Origin of the sequence: Lacrimispora sp. 38-1 (genome assembly GCF_049890855.1) — a bacterium.
Classification (GTDB): Bacteria; Bacillota; Clostridia; order Lachnospirales; family Lachnospiraceae; genus Lacrimispora.
Genome location: NZ_JBANEW010000058.1, coordinates 69369 through 89287 on the forward strand (window position 1 = coordinate 69369; position 19919 = coordinate 89287).

At 43.9% G+C, this 19919-nt stretch carries 19 protein-coding genes; 17 read left to right on the plus strand and 2 right to left on the minus strand.

Annotation, left to right across the window (positions count from 1 at the left end; all coding sequences use genetic code 11):
- Positions 1–85 precede the first annotated feature (85 nt).
- Entirely contained in the window at positions 86–922 is an 837-nt protein-coding gene (locus tag V7D18_RS15900; RefSeq protein ID WP_426155532.1) for a sigma-E processing peptidase SpoIIGA, read from the plus strand.
- Between the two features lie 30 nt (positions 923–952).
- Positions 953–1693, plus strand: coding sequence for an RNA polymerase sporulation sigma factor SigE (gene sigE, locus V7D18_RS15905; protein ID WP_426155534.1), 741 nt, complete (start codon positions 953–955; stop codon positions 1691–1693).
- A 69-nt stretch (positions 1694–1762) separates the two neighbouring features.
- Here sigE and sigG read toward each other — a convergent pair whose 3' ends face one another.
- Entirely contained in the window at positions 1763–2539 is a 777-nt protein-coding gene (gene sigG, locus V7D18_RS15910; RefSeq protein ID WP_104439381.1) for an RNA polymerase sporulation sigma factor SigG, read from the minus strand.
- Positions 2540–2651: 112 nt separating this feature from the next.
- Complete coding sequence (locus tag V7D18_RS15915; RefSeq protein ID WP_426155536.1) at positions 2652–3416, minus strand: type III pantothenate kinase; 765 nt, start codon at positions 3414–3416, stop codon at positions 2652–2654.
- An 83-nt stretch (positions 3417–3499) separates the two neighbouring features.
- On the opposite strand from V7D18_RS15915, the gene coaBC reads away from it, so the two are divergent.
- The 15 genes from coaBC (at position 3500) to V7D18_RS15990 (ending at position 19911) form a co-directional block, all read left to right on the plus strand.
- Positions 3500–4687, plus strand: a complete 1188-nt coding sequence (gene coaBC / locus V7D18_RS15920) for a bifunctional phosphopantothenoylcysteine decarboxylase/phosphopantothenate--cysteine ligase CoaBC (RefSeq protein ID WP_426155538.1) — start codon at positions 3500–3502, stop codon at positions 4685–4687.
- Positions 4688–4791: 104 nt separating this feature from the next.
- A complete protein-coding gene (locus V7D18_RS15925; protein WP_426155540.1) occupies positions 4792–6381 on the plus strand; it encodes a peptide chain release factor 3 in 1590 nt (529 codons plus the stop codon).
- Between the two features lie 50 nt (positions 6382–6431).
- Positions 6432–6884 (plus strand): GatB/YqeY domain-containing protein, encoded by a 453-nt coding sequence (locus tag V7D18_RS15930; protein ID WP_426155542.1) that lies wholly within the window; start codon positions 6432–6434, stop codon positions 6882–6884.
- A 35-nt stretch (positions 6885–6919) separates the two neighbouring features.
- On the plus strand, positions 6920–8323 hold the full coding sequence (gene pepV / locus V7D18_RS15935; protein WP_426155543.1) for a dipeptidase PepV: 1404 nt from the start codon (positions 6920–6922) through the stop codon (positions 8321–8323).
- Positions 8324–8656: 333 nt separating this feature from the next.
- Complete coding sequence (locus V7D18_RS15940; RefSeq protein ID WP_117418130.1) at positions 8657–9679, plus strand: methionine ABC transporter ATP-binding protein; 1023 nt, start codon at positions 8657–8659, stop codon at positions 9677–9679.
- A complete protein-coding gene (locus V7D18_RS15945) occupies positions 9669–10334 on the plus strand; it encodes a methionine ABC transporter permease (protein ID WP_426155545.1) in 666 nt (221 codons plus the stop codon). The genes V7D18_RS15940 and V7D18_RS15945 overlap by 11 nt, the downstream gene beginning before the upstream one ends.
- Positions 10335–10380: 46 nt before the next feature.
- Positions 10381–11283: a MetQ/NlpA family ABC transporter substrate-binding protein gene (locus V7D18_RS15950; RefSeq protein WP_426155546.1), complete on the plus strand. Its 903-nt coding sequence runs from the start codon at positions 10381–10383 to the stop codon at positions 11281–11283.
- 163 nt (positions 11284–11446) lie between these two features.
- Positions 11447–11866, plus strand: a complete 420-nt coding sequence (locus V7D18_RS15955; protein ID WP_426155547.1) for a hypothetical protein — start codon at positions 11447–11449, stop codon at positions 11864–11866.
- Complete coding sequence (locus V7D18_RS15960; RefSeq protein ID WP_426155549.1) at positions 11863–12687, plus strand: DUF975 family protein; 825 nt, start codon at positions 11863–11865, stop codon at positions 12685–12687. The genes V7D18_RS15955 and V7D18_RS15960 overlap by 4 nt, the downstream gene beginning before the upstream one ends.
- A 59-nt stretch (positions 12688–12746) precedes the next feature.
- On the plus strand, positions 12747–13007 hold the full coding sequence (locus V7D18_RS15965; RefSeq protein WP_314460075.1) for a YlmC/YmxH family sporulation protein: 261 nt from the start codon (positions 12747–12749) through the stop codon (positions 13005–13007).
- 86 nt (positions 13008–13093) lie between these two features.
- The gene (gene nrdR / locus V7D18_RS15970; RefSeq protein WP_104439371.1) at positions 13094–13546 is read left to right on the plus strand and encodes a transcriptional regulator NrdR; all 453 of its coding nucleotides are present in this window, start codon (positions 13094–13096) and stop codon (positions 13544–13546) included.
- A 7-nt stretch (positions 13547–13553) separates the two neighbouring features.
- On the plus strand, positions 13554–14075 hold the full coding sequence (locus V7D18_RS15975; RefSeq protein WP_426155552.1) for a YqeG family HAD IIIA-type phosphatase: 522 nt from the start codon (positions 13554–13556) through the stop codon (positions 14073–14075).
- A gap of 205 nt (positions 14076–14280) precedes the next feature.
- Positions 14281–14838 (plus strand): elongation factor P, encoded by a 558-nt coding sequence (efp, locus tag V7D18_RS15980; RefSeq protein ID WP_104439369.1) that lies wholly within the window; start codon positions 14281–14283, stop codon positions 14836–14838.
- A gap of 134 nt (positions 14839–14972) precedes the next feature.
- Positions 14973–16742 carry an arginine--tRNA ligase gene (gene argS, locus V7D18_RS15985; protein WP_426155555.1) on the plus strand — a complete coding sequence of 590 codons (1770 nt, stop codon included), beginning with the start codon at positions 14973–14975 and terminating at the stop codon, positions 16740–16742.
- A gap of 22 nt (positions 16743–16764) precedes the next feature.
- Positions 16765–19911: a DEAD/DEAH box helicase gene (locus V7D18_RS15990; RefSeq protein WP_426155557.1), complete on the plus strand. Its 3147-nt coding sequence runs from the start codon at positions 16765–16767 to the stop codon at positions 19909–19911.
- The last annotated feature ends 8 nt before the right edge of the window (positions 19912–19919 follow it).

The window sequence follows — 19919 nt, forward strand, 5'->3', positions numbered from 1 at the left end:
AAGACGATGAAAATATGGAATTTTTTCCGTGGTTTTGACAAATTCTGAATGGATAACTGGCTATAATGTTCCTACAGGGCGGGAGGTGAACGCAGAAACGGAACTTAACCTGTACATAGATGTTTTGTTCTTTATTAATTTTACCATGGATTTTCTGGTATTGTCCATCGTAAGACGGGGAATGAAGTACCGTCTGATCCGGTGGAGGCTGATTCTGGGGGCAGCTTTGGGAGCAGCGTGGGCCGTGTTTGCCGCTGTTTTTCCATATCTGCCTGTTTTGCCTGAGATGGCAGTTACTTATCTGGGAGTCAGTACCCTGATGGTAGTGACGGCTTTCGACTTAAAAAGACCCAAAGATATCGGAAAAGGAGTAATAGCCCTTTATCTGGCTGCAGTGGCTGTAGGAGGAATTATGGAGTTCCTATATCAGCATACGAAGGCCGGCTATTATATAGAACAGATTCTTAGAGGAAATACAGGCAGGGCCATTCCTTTTTACCAGTTGATTTTTTTTGGAGCCGGGTCCTATTTTGGGATTCGTGTATTGCTTCGATGGCTTCCGGGTCTGTGGAAAGCAAAGAGCAATATATATGAAGTCACCATGCATTACAGAGGAAAGGAAAAGAGGGTGACGGCTCTTCTTGATACAGGAAACTGCCTTTATGAGCCGGTAAGCCGCCGTCCCGTCCACGTTGTGACCTATGAAGCCGTCCGGGAACTCTGTGAAAGCGTTTCGGAGGTGGTTTATATCCCCTTCAAAAGCGTGGGAAAATCAAACGGAGTCATGCCCGGTATTTTTTTAGACGAGATGGAGGTACGTCAGGGAGATGATGTAAAAATAATTGAAAAGCCTCTGATTGCTGTCTGCAAAAAGGCGCTGTCCTCAAGCGGAGAATATCAGATGCTGCTGCACGATGAGTAATTGTATTGATGTAAAGGAGAGAGTGTCGACATGATTATAAAAGTATCCGTACCAAATCGTTTTCAGTTTAAAGCAATTCCAACATTCAGAACATTGATGATGCCGTCTCAGGGGGAGATCCATTACATTGGAGGTGCGGATATTCTGCCTGCGCCTCTGGATAATGAGAGGGAGGCCCAGATTATTGCACTTCTTGGAGGAGACGATGACCAGAGAGCGAAATCAGAATTGATTGAACACAATCTCCGCCTGGTCGTTTATATTGCTAAAAAATTTGATAATACCAGTGTTGGTGTTGAAGATTTAATATCCATTGGCACCATCGGGCTGATTAAAGCGATCAATACCTTTAATCCGACTAAAAATATAAAACTGGCAACTTATGCTTCACGCTGCATTGAAAACGAGATACTCATGTATTTAAGAAGAAATAATAAGACAAAAATGGAAGTGTCCATTGATGAGCCATTAAACGTGGACTGGGATGGAAATGAGCTTCTTTTGTCAGATATTCTTGGTACGGATGAGGATGTAATATATAAAGATTTAGAAACAGAGGTTGAAAGAAATCTCCTGAACACTGCAATCAGCCGGTTAAGTCCCAGGGAGCGCAAGATCGTGGAGCTGCGGTTTGGCCTTTCCGATGAGGATGGGGAAGAAATGACACAGAAGGAAGTGGCGGATTTACTTGGCATTTCCCAATCTTACATATCAAGGCTTGAGAAAAAAATTATGAAGAGGCTGAAAAAAGAAATTGTGCGGTTCGAATAAAAGATTATGTAGCTAAGCCTGCCTTTGAAAAAGGTGGGCTTATGCTTTGTGAGTATCACGTAAAGCTGTTTATGAAAGATAGTTTTTCATGGTTTTAAGAGCGTTTTTTTCCAGCCTGCTGACCTGAGCCTGACTGATATGGATCTCTTCCGCGACTTCCGTCTGCGTCTTGCCTTCAAAGAAACGCATATCGATAATATGACGTTCCCGTTCCGGAAGTCTTCTCATGGCCTCGTTGAGAGAAATGTCCTCAACCCAGTTTTCTTCCAGGTTTTTCTTGTCACTGATCTGGTCCATGACAAACAGAGGATCTCCCCCATCCGAGTAAACCGGCTCATATAAACTTACCGGGCTCTGAATCGCATCAAGAGCATAGGTAATATCCTCCTTGCTGACCCCGATTTCATCTGCTATTTCCATGAGAGTGGGTTCTTTTAAGTTCTTTTTCATCAGGTTTTCTTTGGCGTAAATTGCTTTATAAGCAGTATCACGCAGGGAACGGCTGACACGGATGGAGTTATTATCCCGAAGATAACGCCGTACCTCGCCCAGTATCATGGGCACTGCATAGGTGGAAAACCGGACATTCTGCGTAATATCGAAATTATCGATCGCCTTGATCAGACCGATGCAGCCGATCTGAAACAAATCGTCCACATTTTCGCTGCTGCCGGAAAAACGCTGTATGACACTGAGAACCAGTCTTAAGTTTCCCCTGATGTAATCTTCTCTGGCTTTTTTATCTCCGTTAAGTATCCGCTTGAAAAGAACTTCCTTCTCCTCATTGCTCAGAAGAGGCAGTTTGGAAGTATTGACGCCGCAAATCTCTACTTTGTATCCAGACATATCTTTCCCTCCGCATCATTTTAATCTCTTACATAGAAATGATGTACTTATTCGAGGGCTTTTATACGATTGCCGAATTAAAATTTATTTCCAGTTTTTGGGCGCTTTTATTTTATCTGTTTTTTTCATATAAAATCTGCAGGCCTTTTAGCAGCAGAGCATCGTCATAGTGTATTTTATGACGGCAGAGGGAAATAACCGATGATGCCAGACCGCCCGTTGCCACAAGGCTGGCTTTCATCTGTATCTCATCCTGCATCCGGTCAATAATGCCGTCAATCATGGCCGCATTGCCGTACAGAATGCCGTTTTTCATGCTGTCAATGGTGTTTTTACCAATGATTCTGCCGGGTTTATCCAGGCCGATATAAGGAAGCTGGGCAGCCCGGCTGCTTAAGGAATCCAGTGAAACCCTGAGACCTGGGAAGATGATGCCTCCTGTAAAATTCCCCTGCTGGTCGATAACGGACACGGTAGTTGCAGTTCCCATATCAATCACAATAATAGGAGGTGTAAAATTCTTAAGAGCGGCAACGGCATCTACGATCAAGTCACTTCCCACTGTCTTCGGGTTATCCATCTTGATATTCAGGCCTGTTTTCATTCCTGAGCCAACAAGGAGAGGTGTTTTGCCCGTCAGTTTTCTCACTGCAGAGAGGATTACCTCTGTGAGAGGAGGGACAACCGAGGATACGATTGATCCTTCAATGGAGGAAAGCGAAAAACCGTTAAGATCCATAATGTCCTTTATATTTACGGCATATTCCAGTTCTGTTTTTCTGTGATTGGTGTTCACCCGTTCAACAAAATAAGTTTTGCTGCTGTCAATGCCGCCAATGACGATATTGCTGTTTCCGATATCGATGGCTAAAATCATGGAGAGAACTCCTTTCCAACTTTTTTTTCTTGTGCTATACTGTAGAGTATCATATTTTTAATGGAAAAACAACGGAGGCTTTTATGCTGAAAGGAAAAAATATAATTCTGGGCGTTACAGGAAGCATTGCTGCTTATAAAACAGCCGGGCTTGCCAGCATGCTGGTGAAAAAAGGCTGCAACGTCCATGTAATCATGACTGAGAGTGCCACTAATTTTATAAATCCCATTACGTTTGAATCCCTGACCGGCAATAAATGCCTGGTTGATACCTTTGACCGTAATTTTCAGTTTCAGGTAGAGCATGTTTCCATCGCTAAATTAGCGGATGTGGTGATGATTGCTCCAGCCAGTGCCAATGTAATTGCAAAGCTTGCCCATGGTCTGGCAGATGATATGCTCACCACCACAGTCCTGGCTTGTAAGTGTAAGAAAATCATTGCCCCTGCCATGAACACGAACATGTATGAGAACCCCATTGTACAGGATAATATAAGAATCTGTCAGTCCTATGAAATGGAAGTCATCACTCCTGCAGTGGGATATTTAGCCTGCGGAGACGTGGGTGCAGGTAAGATGCCGGAACCGGAAACACTGTTTGAATACATCGAAAAAGAAGCAGGATATGAAAAAGATCTGGAAGGAAAGAGGATTCTCGTTACAGCAGGACCAACCAGGGAAGCCCTTGATCCGGTCCGCTATATCACTAATTTTTCCACTGGAAAAATGGGATATGCAATAGCCAGGGCTGCAGCTTTAAGAGGAGCCTTTGTCACCCTCGTAACCGGAAAGACGGAGATTAAAAAACCTTCCTTTGTGAAGGTCATAGAGGTGGAAAGCGCCGCAGACATGTTTGAAGCTGTGAAAAATGAAGCAATGGACCAGGATGCAGTGATCAAAGCGGCAGCCGTTGCAGATTATCGTCCTAAGCATGTGAATGCAGAAAAAACCAAGAAAAAAGACGGGGACTTATCTCTGGAACTGGAACGGACGGAAGATATTTTAAAATGGCTTGGAGAACACAAACGGGAAGGACAGTTCCTCTGCGGTTTCTCCATGGAAACAGAGAACATGCTGGAAAATTCCAGGGAAAAGCTGAAACGTAAAAAAATTGATATGATTGTGGCAAATAATTTAAAAGTGGAAGGCGCCGGATTCGGAACGGATACCAATGTGGTTACCATCATTACAAAGGACAGGGAGACCGCTCTTGAAAAGATGACAAAAGAGGAAGTGGCACACCGCCTCTTATCTGAGATTTTTTTGGCGTAGCAGGAAAAATTCCATATTCCAACTGCCAGAGTGAATCTTGACTTATGGTTGGAATCATACTACAATAGACAGGACCCAGACGTATAATTGGAGGAATTATTTTTGTGAATATTGCAGAAGAAATAAAGAAGAGAAGAACATTTGCCATCATTTCCCATCCAGATGCGGGAAAGACCACGCTGACAGAGAAGTTTCTTCTATATGGAGGAGCCATTAACTTAGCCGGCTCTGTAAAAGGAAGAAAATCATCAAGACATGCGGTTTCCGACTGGATGGAGATCGAAAAGGAAAGAGGTATTTCCGTAACCTCCTCCGTATTACAGTTTAATTACGACGGATTTTGCATTAATATTTTAGACACCCCGGGCCACCAGGATTTCTCTGAGGACACGTACCGTACTTTGATGGCGGCAGACTCTGCTGTCATGGTTATTGATGGTTCCAAGGGTGTGGAAGCGCAGACGATTAAGCTTTTTAAAGTCTGTGTGATGAGACATATACCTATTTTTACCTTTATAAATAAGATGGACCGGGAGGCGAGAGATCCCTTTGAACTGATGGACGAGATTGAATCCGTTCTTGGTATCAGAACCTGTCCGGTGAACTGGCCCATTGGCTGCGGAAGAGATTTTAAAGGGGTTTATGACCGTTTTAAGGGTACCATTACCACCTTTAAGGCGGCCATGAACGGTCAAAAGGAAGTGGAATCCACGGAGGTTCAGTTAGGCGATGACCAGGTGGACGCTTTAATCGGGGAATCCTTCCACAGACAGCTGATGGACGAGATCGAGCTTCTTGACGGAGCCAGTGACGAACTGGATATGGAACGGGTCAGCAGAGGAGATTTGTCTCCCGTTTTTTTCGGCTCTGCACTGACCAATTTTGGTGTTGAGACATTTTTACAGCATTTTCTTCAGATGACCACCTCACCCCTTCCCAGACTGACAACAACCGGAGTGATTGATCCTTTTGACGAGGATTTTTCTGCTTTTGTCTTTAAGATTCAGGCAAATATGAATAAGGCTCACAGAGATCGGATTGCTTTCATGAGGATTGTATCAGGAAAGTTTGATGCCGGCATGGAAGTGAATCACGTGCAGGGAGGGAAAAAACTTCGTTTATCCCAGCCTCAGCAGATGATGGCACAGGACAGAAAGATCGTGGAAGAGGCATACGGCGGAGACATTATCGGTGTATTCGATCCCGGCATTTTCTCCATTGGAGACACCCTCTGCAAATCCGGCGAAAAATTCCAGTTCGAAGGAATTCCTACCTTTGCACCGGAGCATTTTGCCAGAGTGCGCCAGATTGATACCATGAAGCGGAAGCAGTTTATAAAAGGTGTGAATCAGATCGCCCAGGAAGGCGCCATTCAGATCTTCCAGGAGTTTAATACCGGAATGGAAGAGATCATTGTAGGCGTCGTGGGAGAACTTCAGTTTGAGGTGCTGACCTATCGTCTGGAGAATGAATACAACGTGGAAGTGAAGCTTGAAAAGCTGCCATATGAATATATCCGCTGGGTAGAAAACAGCGCTGAGGTGGATGTGGCAAAGATTCAGGGCACATCCGATATGAAACGTATTAAGGACTTAAAAGATAACCCGCTGCTTCTTTTTGTTAACAGCTGGAGCGTGGGTATGGTACTGGACCGCAATCCGGGCCTCAGACTTTCTGAATTCGGACACAACTAATTGGGAAGGAAAGGTCCCGGGAATGTATAAAAACAAGGAGGCAGCAGACAATGAGTAGAATTGATGAAGTAAGACAGGCAATGGTAGAAGCGATGAAGGCAAAGGATAAGCCCAGAAAAGATGCGTTATCCATGCTCCTTTCCGCTCTTAAGAATTTTGAGATCGATAAGAAGGATCATACACCTATTACGGAAGAAGAAGCGGATGCAGTTGTGAAAAAGGAACTGAGACAGACTCAGGAGACATTTGAACAGGCACCGGCAGACCGTACCGACATAAAAGAAGAAGCTTCTTTCCGGATTGCAGTATATAAAGAGTTCGCACCGGAGGACATGGGAGTAGACCAGATTAAGGCAATCATAGACGGCGTGCTGGCGGAACTGGGAATTGAAATACCCACTGCTGCAGACAAAGGAAAGATCATGAAGGTGCTCATGCCTAAGGTAAAAGGAAAAGCAGACGGCAAGGTAGTGAATGAAACACTTGCAGCGATGATGAAATAAAAGATAGTTATAAAAGCTGAAAGGGGTGCGGAATTATGTATAAGAAAGAGATTGGTGAGTACATCGATTCTCATAAGGATGAGATGATTGAAGATATCTGCAGACTCTGCAGAATCAACAGTGAGAAAATGCCTTACAAAGAAGGAATGCCTTACGGTCCTGGTGCATTTCAGGCATTGGAGGAAGCGCTTGATATGGCCGACTCCTATGGGTTTACCATTACCAATTATGATAACTATGTGGGAACGGCCGATTTAAATGATAAGGAACACCAGCTAGACATTCTGGCACATCTCGATGTGGTGCCGGCAGGAGAGGGCTGGAAAGAGACAGAACCCTTTGAGCCGGTTGTAAAGGGAGACAAATTATTCGGAAGAGGAACTTCCGATGATAAGGGACCTGCTGTAGCGGCACTTTACGCCATGCGGGCAGTGAAGGAGTTAAATATTCCCTTAAAGAAGAATGTGCGGCTGATTCTTGGCACAGATGAAGAATGCGGCAGTTCCGATATTGCCCATTATTACTCCATTGAAAAGGAAGCGCCCATGACGTTTTCACCAGACGGGGCATTCCCTGTAGTGAATACGGAAAAAGGCGGACTGAACGGTCATTTTACTGCAGACTGGGAGCCGTCCGATGCCCTTCCAAAGCTGGTGAGTCTCAAAGCAGGCCTTAAGGTAAATGTTGTACCGGGCAAGGCGAATGCTGTAGTTGCCGGTTTTGATAAAGAAGTATTAAGCCGTATTGCCGCTGAATGCGAGAGCGAAACCGGTGTTCGTTACGAGCTGGCTTTTGAGGGTGATACAGCTCACATAACCGCAGTGGGAGAGAGTGCTCATGCCTCCACTCCCAAAGAGGGTAATAATGCATTAACCGGCCTTTTGGTTTATCTAACCAGACTTCCTTTTGCAAAATGCCCGCAGATCACCATGCTCGGCCGTCTTTTGGAGCTGATCCCTCACGGGGATACAGAAGGAAAAGCCCTGGGCATTGCCATGAGCGATGAGCTCTCAGGCGGATTAACTCTTGCTTTCAGCCTTCTGGAAGTGATTGAGACCGGCCTTTCCGGAACCTTTGACAGCCGCTGCCCCATCTGTGCAACAAAGGAGAATGTGCTGGAGGCAGTAAGAAAGAATATGGAAGAAAAGGGATTTACCCTGCATAATGATTCCATGCGCCCGCCTCATCACGTTGACGGAAATTCGGTATTTGTAAAAACACTGCTGAGTGCATATGAATCCTATACCGGTTTAAAGGGAGAGTGCGTTTCCATGGGAGGAGGCACCTATGTTCACGAATTGGAGAATGGTGTTGCCTTCGGAGCCTCTTTGCCGGGAACGGACAACCGCATGCATGGTGCCGATGAGTTCGCTGTGATTGATGAACTTCTGGTGAGTGCAAAGATATTTGCCCAGGTAATCGTGGATCTCTGTTCATAAGTAAAGTTTTTCGCATATCAAAAAAACTATTGACAAATCGGATAAGAGAGCGTAAAATACGCCTCATAAAGATATACCTACTATATCCGTAGGATTTAGGGAAAGGAGCGGCTGCCATGAGACGGTTAACAGCTATGCAGATGAATATGGATCAGATGAACGGCATGTGTATGATGATGTGTTGTTTCTCCGGATGCGTAAAAAACCGATAAAGGAATTCATTTGTATAGATTGTGATTGGAGTTTTCTGGAAACCGCTATGCGGAAGTTTCAGGTCGCAGGTCTGTGCATGGCTTGCGGCCTTTTTGTACATAAAAAGAAAGGAAATGACACATGCAGTCAGTAGAGCCTATTATTCAGCTGGTCGGACTGGGGAAAGAGTTTCAAACCTCAAACGGTCCCATTAAAGCATTAGATGATATCAATCTATCCATTGAACGGGGGGAGATATTTGGAATTATCGGTTTAAGCGGAGCCGGAAAAAGCACCCTCGTCCGCTGTATCAATTATTTAGAGGTTCCCACATCCGGTGATGTGCTTTTTGAAAACCAGAGTCTTTCCGCCATGAGTTCCAGGCAGCAGAGGCTGGCAAGACAATCCATGGGTATGATTTTTCAGCAGTTTAATTTACTTGCCCAGAGAAATGTGCTTCAGAATGTATGCTTTCCCCTGGAAATTGCCAATGTTTCGAAAAAGGAAGCAGTGGAAAGAGCTATGGAGCTGCTGGAGCTGGTTGGCCTGAAGGAAAGGGCGAAAGCATATCCCTCCCAGCTTTCCGGAGGCCAGAAGCAGAGAGTTGCCATAGCCAGAGCGCTGGCCACAAACCCCAAGATTCTGCTTTGTGATGAGGCGACCAGTGCGCTGGATCCCAATACGACAAAATCCATACTGGGGCTTTTAAAAGAAATTAATAAAAACATGGGAGTTACCGTTGTGGTGATCACCCATGAGATGACGGTCATAGAAGCGATCTGTGACAGAGTCGCAATCATTGACCAGAGTCATATCGCAGAAGTTGGCTGCGTCACTGACATCTTTTCCGGACCCAAATCCAAAATCGGAAGACAGCTGATTCTTGGAGATGCGGCGGAACAGGTAATTGGGTTTGGAAATAACAGAAGAATCCGCATTTCCTTTGACGGACGTTCGTCCTTTGAACCGGTTCTTTCCAATATGATACTTGCCTGCAAGGTGCCGGTAAATATCATGCATGCAGAAACAAGAGATATTGGAGGCACCGCCATGGGTCAGATGGTGATACAGCTGCCAGAAGAAGAGATTGACCAGAACCGGATTTTAAATTATTTGAAGACTGCAAAGATTAATTTTGAGGAGGTGAAGGATTATGACCTTTGATGCTGCGACGATAGAGATGCTGAAATTAGGAATATGGGAAACCTTATTTATGACATTTACCTCTTCCTTTTTTGCTTATTTAATCGGAATTCCGTTAGGAATTGTTCTCATTGTCATGGATAAAGATGGAATTTACCCCATTCCCTGGCTGCAGAAAACTCTGGGGCTGATTATTAATCTGCTTCGTTCCGTACCTTTTATTATTCTTCTGATTATGGTAATCCCCATTACCAAAGCGATTGTGGGAACCACTCTCGGGGCAAAAGCAGTAATTCCGCCACTGGTGATCGCTTCTGCGCCTTATGTTGCAAGAGTGGTGGAGTCCTCTTTTAAAGAAGTGGATGCAGGGGTGATTGAGGCGGCCAAGTCCATGGGAGCATCTGCCATGCAGATTATATGGAAGGTCCTTTTGCCGGAGGCTAAGCCTTCTCTTTTAGTAGGAGCAGCTTTATCCGTAACAACCATTCTTTCCTATTCTGCCATGTCAGGCTTTGTAGGCGGAGGCGGTCTGGGTGATATTGCCATCAAATACGGATATTACCGGTATCAGACACAGATGATGTTTATAACAGTTGCGATCCTTGTTCTGATTGTCCAGGTTATACAGGAGGCAGGCATGAAGCTTTCCAGAGTGAGCGACAAGCGAATTAAATAGTAACTGCCACAGGCGTTATTAAATAAATTTTCAGGAGGAAATCATTATGAAAAAATCTTTTTATGCTTTAACCGCAACCCTGCTTTTGGCAGGAGCACTGACCGGCTGCGCAGGAAGCAAAGAAGCACCCGCAACCACGGCTGCAGCAGATTCAAAAACGGAAACTACGGTTGCTGAGACAAAGGCAGAAGCAGAAAGCAAGACAGAGGCTTCAGGCAAGCTGGAGAAAATCGTAGTAGGAGCTACACCCGCTCCTCATGCAGAGATTTTAAATGCTGCAAAAGATATTTTAAAGGAAAAAGGATATGAGCTGGTTGTAAAGGAATATACCGATTACGTACAGCCAAACGTAGCACTTGATTCCGGCGACTTAGATGCAAACTACTTTCAGCATCAGCCGTATTTAGATCAGTTCAATGCAGAAAAGGGAACTGATTTAGTCAGTGCAGGATCCATACATTATGAGCCATACGGAATCTATGCAGGAAAGAGCAAATCTCTGGAAGATCTCGCAGATGGCGCACAGATTGCCGTACCAAACGATGTGTCCAATGAGGCAAGAGCGTTAAATCTTCTGGCTGACAAAGGCCTTATACAGCTGAAAGAAGGCGTTGGTCTGGAAGCAACCAAGAACGACATTGTAAAAAATGACAAGAACTTTAAGATTGTTGAGGTAGAGGCAGCTCAGCTTCCCCGTTCTCTTGGTGATGTGGATGTAGCGGTTATCAATGGAAACTATGCCATTGATGCAGGATTAAAGGTTTCAGATGCACTTGCAGTTGAGGATGCATCCTCTGCAGCAGCAACCCGTTACAGCAATATCATTGCAGTCCGCAAGGGAGATGAAACAAACGAGAAGACAAAAGCGCTTGTAGAAGCATTAACCAGCGATACAGTTAAAAAGTTTATTGAGGATACCTATGACGGAGCGGTTGTTCCTTCATTTTAATCAGTAAATGGCAGTCAGAAATATTATGCAGCAGGGAAGTGAAAAACCCTGCTGCATTTTTTTTTGTCAGGAATCAGATAAAATTGAAAGAAAAACTTCATTTTACATATAATGGAAAATAATGTATAATGCCTTTATTATGACTTAAAGGAGATGATAATTCATGGATCAGGATAATCAGATGAATTTGGATGATCCTTCTGTTACACAGAAGAATGAGATACAGCCTGTTTTTGAAAATTCCGGCGGTGAACAGAATAACGGAGGTTACAACACTGTATACCAGCAACCACAGCAACCACAGCAGCCTCAGCAGAAAAAGCAGAATAATATGGCGCTTGCCTCTCTTATTATGGGAATCATTGGCATTGTGACCTCCTGCTGCTGTTATGGAGGTCTTATTTTTGGCAGTCTGGGTATTGTATTTGCCCTGCTTTCCAGGACAGAGGATCATTTCGAAGGAAATGCAGTGGCAGGTTTAATTACTTCAATAATTGCACTGGTACTTACAGTGATTGTGTTAATCCTTATTGTGGCATTGGGATTACTTGATGAATTAACTGCAGGAGGTGCGTTTCATTGAAGATAACATCAAAAGAGCTGAAAAAGCGTGCAAAGCAGAAATTGCAGGGTAACTATGGACTCTGCGTTGGTGTTCAGTTAATTGTAGGCGCAATTATGACAATTATTTTTATGATGGTGTTTTTTGCAACCTTAATAGCGGGGATACTGGGTACTGAGAGTATGCCCGGAGCAGGCAGCAACATGACAGAATATATCATCATCATAACGGTCGTGGTAATTGCGACGGTACTTATGCTTGTTCTGATGTCCTTATTTACACCCGGAATGTTAAAGATATTTTTAAATATCAGCGACAATGAGCCGGCGAAGATTGCAGATCTGCTTTTTGGATTTAAAAATAAGCCGCATAAGTTTATCGGCCTGAATTTTATTATATTTTTGATTATAATGGTCTGGTCAATTCCATATTATGTAGTACTGGCAGTAGCCACTATAACGGATTTTATTCCGGTTATGATAGTTCTGCTAATCATCACTTATCTGCTACTTTTGGTCGGCATTATGATTACATCCTTATATGTGTCCCAGTCCATGTTTATATTTGTGGAGGAACCGGATAAAGGCATTTTCCAGTGTATCAGAGAGAGCGCAGCGCTGATGAAAGGGAATAAGGGAAGCCTTTTTTACATTAATTTAAGTTTTATGGGAATGATAATTCTTGGTTATTTTTCTTTAGGAATCGCATATCTCTGGATTACTCCGTATATGTACGCCACATTAACAGAATACTATAAAGAACTGAAGCCGGAGAAAATTTCACATCCCGAAGGTTATCTTTATGATTCTTCTTATGAAGCGTTACAGAAACAGGAATTTTAATTTGAAATCGTGTCACCGTGTTTGCATGCGCATAGAATACACTATAGGAGGTGTGTCTTATGCGCATTTGCGATCTGAAACAAAAAGAAGTGATTAATATCTGTGACTGCAGGCGTCTTGGTTTTGTAGGAGACGTGGATTTTGATATGGAAACAGGCTGTCTGCTGGCTATCATTGTGCCAGGTCCCGGATGCTTTTGCGGCTTTCTTGTGCGGGAGAAAGAATATATCATCCCGTTTTGTGATATCAGACAGGTAGGTCCTGATATTATTCTGGTTAACGTGGATTTGGAAAAAGCGACGGGAAAATGCGGTATTTAATGGAAGATGGGCTTGCGAATCTGTGGATTGTAAGTTATGATATACATAATAATAGTTACAGTCCCAAAGACAGGAGGATCCGAGGCGTGAAATGTCCATTTTGCAACGAGGCAGATACAAAGGTCATTGATTCCAGACCGGCAGACGACAACAGTTCGATCAGACGCCGCAGACAATGTGAAAAGTGCGGGAAGCGGTTTACCACTTATGAAAAGCTGGAAACCATGCCGCTTATGGTTATAAAAAAAGATAATTCCAGAGAGGTTTATGACCGATCCAAGATTGAATCAGGAATTCTTCACTCCTGCCACAAAAGGCCGGTTTCTTCTCAGCAGATCGCTGCCATGGTAGATGAGATTGAAACCCAGGTTTTTAACCGGGAGGAGAAAGAAGTGGAGAGCACCGTCATCGGAGAGCTTGTTATGAAAAAACTTCAGGAAGTGGATGAGGTGGCATATGTGCGGTTCGCTTCCGTATACAGGGAATTCAAGGATGTAAATACCTTTATGGAAGAGATAGGAAAATTATTAAAGAAGTAGGAGAGCCATGTTTCAGAAATTTTATCCAGATGAAGACGTAAATTCCACGTACGAAATACCTTTTGAGGAATTTTATAAAAAAGGAATCAGGGGTGTAATTTTTGATATTGATAATACGCTTGTCCCCCATGGGGCACAGGCAGATAACCGGTCAAAAAAACTGTTTTCCGCCCTTCATGAACTTGGGATGGAAACCTGTCTTTTGTCCAATAACAAGGAACCGAGAGTTTCATCATTTGCCCGGGATGCAGGGAGCCTTAAGTACATTTATAAAGGAAGAAAGCCGGGAATCAGAGGGTATCAGCAGGCTATGAGGCTTATGGGAACTGATTCGTCCAATACGATTTTCGTAGGTGACCAGCTTTTTACCGATGTGTTCGGTGCAAAGAGAGCAGGAATTCACAGCATTTTTGTGAGACGGATTCATCCCAAAGAGGAAATTCAGATCAGAATGAAGCGGGCCCTGGAGTCTGTTGTTCTGCATTATTACCACAAGAATAAAAAAAACAGATATGGAAAGCGCAGCTGACCGGCGGTGGGTATATTTGATTTTTTCGGTTATAATATCAGAGAAGAGGGTCGTTTTCATGGACAGGCAGATATCTTTTTTGATCATAAATAATTGATCTGGTACAAAGAAAAAAGGAGATATTTGCAAAAAACGGTTGAAAATGAATTTATTTTAGTATAGAATATAAAAGGTTAAGAAGTGAATTCAAGGAGGAATATCATTTATGATATCAGCGGGTGATTTTAGAAACGGTATCACATTGGAGATCGATGGTACTGTATATCAGATTATGGAGTTTCAGCACGTAAAACCTGGTAAAGGTGCTGCTTTCGTAAGAACTAAGATTAAAGATGTGGTAAACGGCGGCGTTGTAGAGCGCACATTCCGCCCGACAGAGAAGTTTCCCCAGGCAAGAATCGACAGAGTAGACATGCAGTATCTGTATGCAGATGGAGACCTTCATAACTTTATGGATACCAGCAGTTATGAACAGGTTGCATTAAGCGATGATGTCGTCGGAGATGCATTAAAGTTTGTGAAAGAGAATGATACAGTAAAGGTATGCTCTTACAATGGTAAGGTATACTCTATAGAGCCTCCGTTATTTGTGGAACTGGTTATTACTGATACAGAGCCAGGATTCAAGGGTGATACTGCTCAGGGAGCAACCAAACCGGCTACCGTGGAAACCGGCGCAGTGGTTTATGTACCTTTATTTGTTGAACAGGGTGATAAGATTAAGATTGATACACGTACAGGTGAATACCTGTCCAGAGTTTAATCAGTTAAAAAGGGCCGGGAGATCCGGTCTTTTTTTCTTTCTGTCTTAAATGATTTGATTTTTTCAGGCAGTTGTAATATAATTGTTATTTAGCTTAGAAATTTCTGGAATAGAAAAAGGAGATCATAAAACCGATGGAGAAGATTCTTGATTTAATTACGGCAGAGATTAAGACAGCTTTTGCAGACTGCGGATACGATGAAATTTATGCAAAGGTGACTTTATCCAACCGTCCGGATCTTTGCGAGTACCAGTGCAACGGAGCCATGGCGGCAGCCAAAGCTTATAAAAAGAAACCGTTTGATATCGCATCGGAAGTGGTGTCAAAACTTGCCGGAAGTCACGTTTTCGCTTCTGTGGATGTTGTGATGCCTGGATTTATTAATTTAAAAATTGATGCCGGTTATCTGGCAGAATATATGAATGGAATGGCAGGAGACGACCGGTGCGGCTGTGACATGGCGAAACAACCCATGACCATCGTTGTGGATTACGGCGGTGCCAATGTGGCAAAACCCCTTCATGTGGGACACCTCCGCTCTGCAGTCATCGGAGAGAGCTTAAAGCGCATGGGACGTTTCCTTGGACATAATATGATCGGTGATGTACATCTGGGAGACTGGGGTCTTCAGATGGGTCTGATTATAGAAGAATTAAAGGACAGAAAGCCGGAACTTCCTTATTTTGATGAGTCATTTGAAGGAGATTATCCAAAAGAAGCCCCTTTTACCATCGGAGAATTAGAGGAGATTTACCCTGCAGCCAGTTTAAAATCCAAAGAGGACGAAGCATTCAGCAAAAGAGCTCATGATGCAACCTTAAAACTGCAGAACGGATATCGCCCTTACCGTGCCATCTGGGAACACATTATCCACGTTTCCGTTGCTGATTTAAAGATGAATTACGGCAGTCTTAACGTCACCTTTGAATTATGGAAGGGAGAAAGTGATGCAGAACCTTATATTCCGGAAGTGATTAAAGAACTGACAGATAAAGGACTTGCCTATGAGAGTCAGGGAGCCTTAGTGGTGGATATCGCTTCGGAAGGAGATTCCAAGGAACTGCCTCCTTGTATTATAAGAAAATCTGACGGAGCAGCTCTTTATTCCACCTCCGATTTAGGGACCATCATTGAAAGAGAAAAAGATATCAGACCGGACTGGTATATATATGTAACAGACAAACGCCAGGAGCTCCATTTTGTTCAGGTATTCCGTGTGGCGAAAAAAGCCGGTTTTGTAAGTGCTGATAAAAAAATGTCACATCTTGCCTTTGGAACCATGAACGGGAAAGACGGAAAGCCGTTTAAAACAAGAGATGGCGGAGTACTGCGTCTGGAAACCCTTATTTCTGACATCAGCCAGGCCGCCTATGAAAAGATTATGGAGAATCGTTCCGTTTCGGAAGACGAAGCCAGAGAAACTTCTAAAATTGTTGGAATGGCTGCTTTAAAATATGGAGATCTCTCCAATCAGGCAGCGAAAGATTATATTTTTGATATGGACCGGTTCGTGTCCTTTGAAGGAAACACAGGCCCCTACATCCTTTATACCATTGTACGTATTAAGTCTATTCTGGCGAAGTACCAGACTTTGGAGGACAAATACCAGGGAGCGGAAACCATACTTCCTGCTTCCTCAGATGCAGAAAAGGATTTAATGCTCCAGCTGTCTAAGTATAATGAAGTGACAGAAAGTGCTTTTCTGGAGCTGGCTCCTCATAAGATATGCCAGTATGTCTACGAATTAGCTAATGCATTTAACCGCTTCTACCATGAGACAAAGATCATTTCGGAAGAGAACAAAGAACAGCAGGCCTCATGGATCGGACTCCTCCGCCTGGCAAAGGATGTGTTGAACGGCTGCATCGGAGTTTTGGGTATTGAGGCACCGGAACGAATGTAAAAGTGAACGGATGTGAGGGGTTATGAAAGTATCACAGATAACTGCCAATGCTTTTTGGAAGGGCGAAACAGGAGTTAAGGCATTGGTGGAAGATCAGGGAAAAGAATATAGAGCAAGTCTTCATCTCAAGGGTAGTCAGGTTTTTGACTACTCTTGTTCCTGCGCCCAGGGAAACTCCTACCGGGGGATGTGCGCTCACTGTCAGGCCCTTTTTAAGGCTTATGAGGAACAGGAAGCAGGCAATCAGGGTAAAACGGTGATTACTTCTGCCCAGGTGAGAGCCATGATCCGCGAGTATACCAACGGGGAAGTTGCCAGAATTATGAGTGAAGGCCAGGAAGAACAGATTTATCTTTCGGTATCGGTGCTGGTAAACCGCAGAGAGGTGAAGCTGGAAGTAAAGCTGGGCAGAGACCGTCTTTACCTTGTTAAGGATTTAGCTGCCTTTGCAGATGCCATGGATCATGGAACTTATGTGGAATATGGGAAAAATCTGGCTTTTTACCATAACCGGTCTGTTTTTGTGAAGGAAAGCCGGCCGCTGCTGGATTTTATGCTGGAAGTTATCAATTCCTATTGTGAGCAGCATGAGCAGATGCAGAAAAGCTCCTTTTCTGCACGTCCCGTGATGCGGTATTTAAATCTGAGCAAAACAGCCAGAGACAGGTTCTTCCAGATTATGAAAGGGAATACTCTGGAGTTTGAGGATCACAGGGGAGAGAAAAGACGGCTGGAGATCTCCTGGCGTAATCCGGATCTGACTGTGGGGGCGGCCCGTGAAGGAAGAGACGGAGTCCGTGTATCCATCGATAAAAATCTTCTGGTGCTGAAGGGGGAGACCCATCTCTATATTGGCGATTTAAAGCGCCTTTATTGCTGCGACCAGCCCTGCAGCGAAACACTTGGAGTTTTTTTGAGCCAGATGATGAGCGGCTATGGTATGGATTATCAGACGGTAATTAATAACAAGGATATGCCCCTTTTTTATGAACGTGTGTTAAAACGCATTGCCGATTACTGTACCATTGATTCAGGCAGTCTTAATCTGGAGTCTTTTAAACCGGAAGAATTAAAAGCCAGGTTTGATTTTGATTCCGATGGTTTCAATAAGCTGGTCCTGCGGCCTACTCTTTCCTATGGAAGCTATTCCTTTCAGCCTGTTGAGGATGAAAGGCTGCCCCGAACCGTATGCAGGGATGTTCCGGGGGAATTCCGTATCAGCCAGCTGATCACCAGATATTTTAAATACAGGGAATATGAATCGGACTATCCGGCAATTAAGGATGACGAGGAAGCGGTATACCGCCTTCTGACAGAAGGGGTAAGAGAATTTATGGCTGTGGGAGAGGTTTATTTTTCCGAGTCATTTAAAAAATTAAAGGTGCTTCCTCCGCCTAAAATTTCTGTCGGTGTAAAAAGTACGGGAAACTGGCTTGAGCTCAATGTGGATGCAGGCGAATTAACCGGTCAGGATTTAGCCAGGCTTTTATCCGAATACAGCAGAAAAAAGAAATATTACCGGCTAAGAAGCGGGGAATTTGTGAATCTTGAGGATAACGGTCTGATTACCATCGCAAAGCTGGTTGAGGGACTTGGGATGAATCCGGATGAGATGGAGAACAAAAATATCCGTCTGCCCAAATACAGAGCTCTTTATCTCGATGGTCTTTTTAAAGAAGAAAGCGGCATAACATTATACAGGGATCAGTTGTACAAAGCGGTTGTACGTGGGATGAAATCCATAGAGGACAGCGATTTCGAGATACCCCTGTCTTTAAGGTCTGTACTCAGAGGATACCAGAAGACTGGATTCCGCTGGCTTAAGACTCTTGATAAATATGGATTCGGCGGAATTCTTGCGGATGATATGGGACTTGGCAAGACCATTCAGGTCATCGCCTTAATTCTTGACGAAGCCCAGAATAATCCGGATGCCAGCTTTCTTGTGGTCTGCCCGGCTTCCCTTGTCTATAACTGGGAGAATGAGATTCATCTGTTTGCACCGGTTTTAAATGTGAAAACAGTCACAGGTACGGCGGCAGAGAGAGAAGAACAGTTAAAGAATCTGGAGAACGGCTGTGTTGTCGTCACTTCCTACGATCTGCTGAAAAGAGATGCAGACCTTTATGAAGGCAGAACATTCCGTTTTCAGATCATTGATGAAGCCCAGTACATCAAGAATGCATCCACGCAGAGTGCCAAAGCCGTTAAATCGGTTGATGCTGTCTGCAGGTTTGCATTGACAGGAACACCCATAGAAAACCGCCTTTCTGAGCTTTGGAGTATTTTTGATTTTCTGATGCCGGGTTTTCTTTTCCATTATCAGAAGTTTAAAAAAGAATATGAGATGCCCATTGTAAAGAATCAGGAGCAATGGGTATTGGAAAGCCTTCACCGCCTGATCGGCCCGTTTATTTTAAGAAGACTGAAAAAAGATGTATTAAAGGAACTGCCGGACAAACTGGAAACAGTGGTATACTCCGCTTTTGACAAAGAGCAAAAGGATTTATATATGGCCAATGCGTACCGCTTAAAGACAGAACTGGAAAGCAGAGAGGACAGAACCGGAAGAGACAGCATCCAGATACTGGCAGAACTTACAAAGCTGCGCCAGATCTGCTGTGACCCCCATTTATGCTACGAAAATTACAGGGGAGATTCTGCAAAACTTGAGACCTGCGTTGACTTGATTAAAAATGGTGTGGAGGGAGGACATAAGATCCTGTTGTTTTCCCAGTTCACCTCAATGCTGGAAATTATCGGAAACAGGCTGAAAGGGGAAGGTATTGCTTACTATATGCTGACCGGGGGTACTCCTAAGGAAGAGAGGCTTCATATGGTCAATTCCTTTAAAAAAGATGAGATACCGTTGTTTCTTATATCCTTAAAAGCCGGGGGAACCGGTCTCAATTTAACCGCAGCAGATATGGTAATTCATTTTGACCCATGGTGGAATGTTGCAGCTCAGAATCAGGCTACAGACCGGGCTCACAGAATCGGACAGGATAAACAGGTGACTGTATTTAAGTTAATCACCAAGGGTACCATTGAAGAAAATATTTTAAAGCTTCAGGAATCAAAAAAAGATCTGGCAGAGCAGATTATAACAGAGGGTACAGTTTCCCTGAGCAATCTGACGAAGGAAGATTTGCTGGGGCTTCTGGATTAAAGAAAGGA

What these genes read in the sequence shown, in the direction of transcription:
- V7D18_RS15965 (WP_314460075.1), top strand. Translation starts at nt 12,747, where the DNA reads ATGCGCATTTGCGATCTGAAACAAAAAGAAGTGATTAATATCTGTGAC.
- V7D18_RS15930 (WP_426155542.1), top strand. Translation starts at nt 6,432, where the DNA reads ATGAGTAGAATTGATGAAGTAAGACAGGCAATGGTAGAAGCGATGAAG.
- V7D18_RS15945 (WP_426155545.1), top strand. Translation starts at nt 9,669, where the DNA reads ATGACCTTTGATGCTGCGACGATAGAGATGCTGAAATTAGGAATATGG.
- V7D18_RS15940 (WP_117418130.1), top strand. Translation starts at nt 8,657, where the DNA reads ATGCAGTCAGTAGAGCCTATTATTCAGCTGGTCGGACTGGGGAAAGAG.
- V7D18_RS15990 (WP_426155557.1), top strand. Translation starts at nt 16,765, where the DNA reads ATGAAAGTATCACAGATAACTGCCAATGCTTTTTGGAAGGGCGAAACA.
- sigG (WP_104439381.1), bottom strand. Translation starts at nt 2,539, where the DNA reads ATGTCTGGATACAAAGTAGAGATTTGCGGCGTCAATACTTCCAAACTG.
- V7D18_RS15915 (WP_426155536.1), bottom strand. Translation starts at nt 3,416, where the DNA reads ATGATTTTAGCCATCGATATCGGAAACAGCAATATCGTCATTGGCGGC.
- V7D18_RS15955 (WP_426155547.1), top strand. Translation starts at nt 11,447, where the DNA reads ATGGATCAGGATAATCAGATGAATTTGGATGATCCTTCTGTTACACAG.
- V7D18_RS15950 (WP_426155546.1), top strand. Translation starts at nt 10,381, where the DNA reads ATGAAAAAATCTTTTTATGCTTTAACCGCAACCCTGCTTTTGGCAGGA.
- efp (WP_104439369.1), top strand. Translation starts at nt 14,281, where the DNA reads ATGATATCAGCGGGTGATTTTAGAAACGGTATCACATTGGAGATCGAT.
- pepV (WP_426155543.1), top strand. Translation starts at nt 6,920, where the DNA reads ATGTATAAGAAAGAGATTGGTGAGTACATCGATTCTCATAAGGATGAG.
- V7D18_RS15975 (WP_426155552.1), top strand. Translation starts at nt 13,554, where the DNA reads ATGTTTCAGAAATTTTATCCAGATGAAGACGTAAATTCCACGTACGAA.
- sigE (WP_426155534.1), top strand. Translation starts at nt 953, where the DNA reads ATGATTATAAAAGTATCCGTACCAAATCGTTTTCAGTTTAAAGCAATT.
- coaBC (WP_426155538.1), top strand. Translation starts at nt 3,500, where the DNA reads ATGCTGAAAGGAAAAAATATAATTCTGGGCGTTACAGGAAGCATTGCT.
- argS (WP_426155555.1), top strand. Translation starts at nt 14,973, where the DNA reads ATGGAGAAGATTCTTGATTTAATTACGGCAGAGATTAAGACAGCTTTT.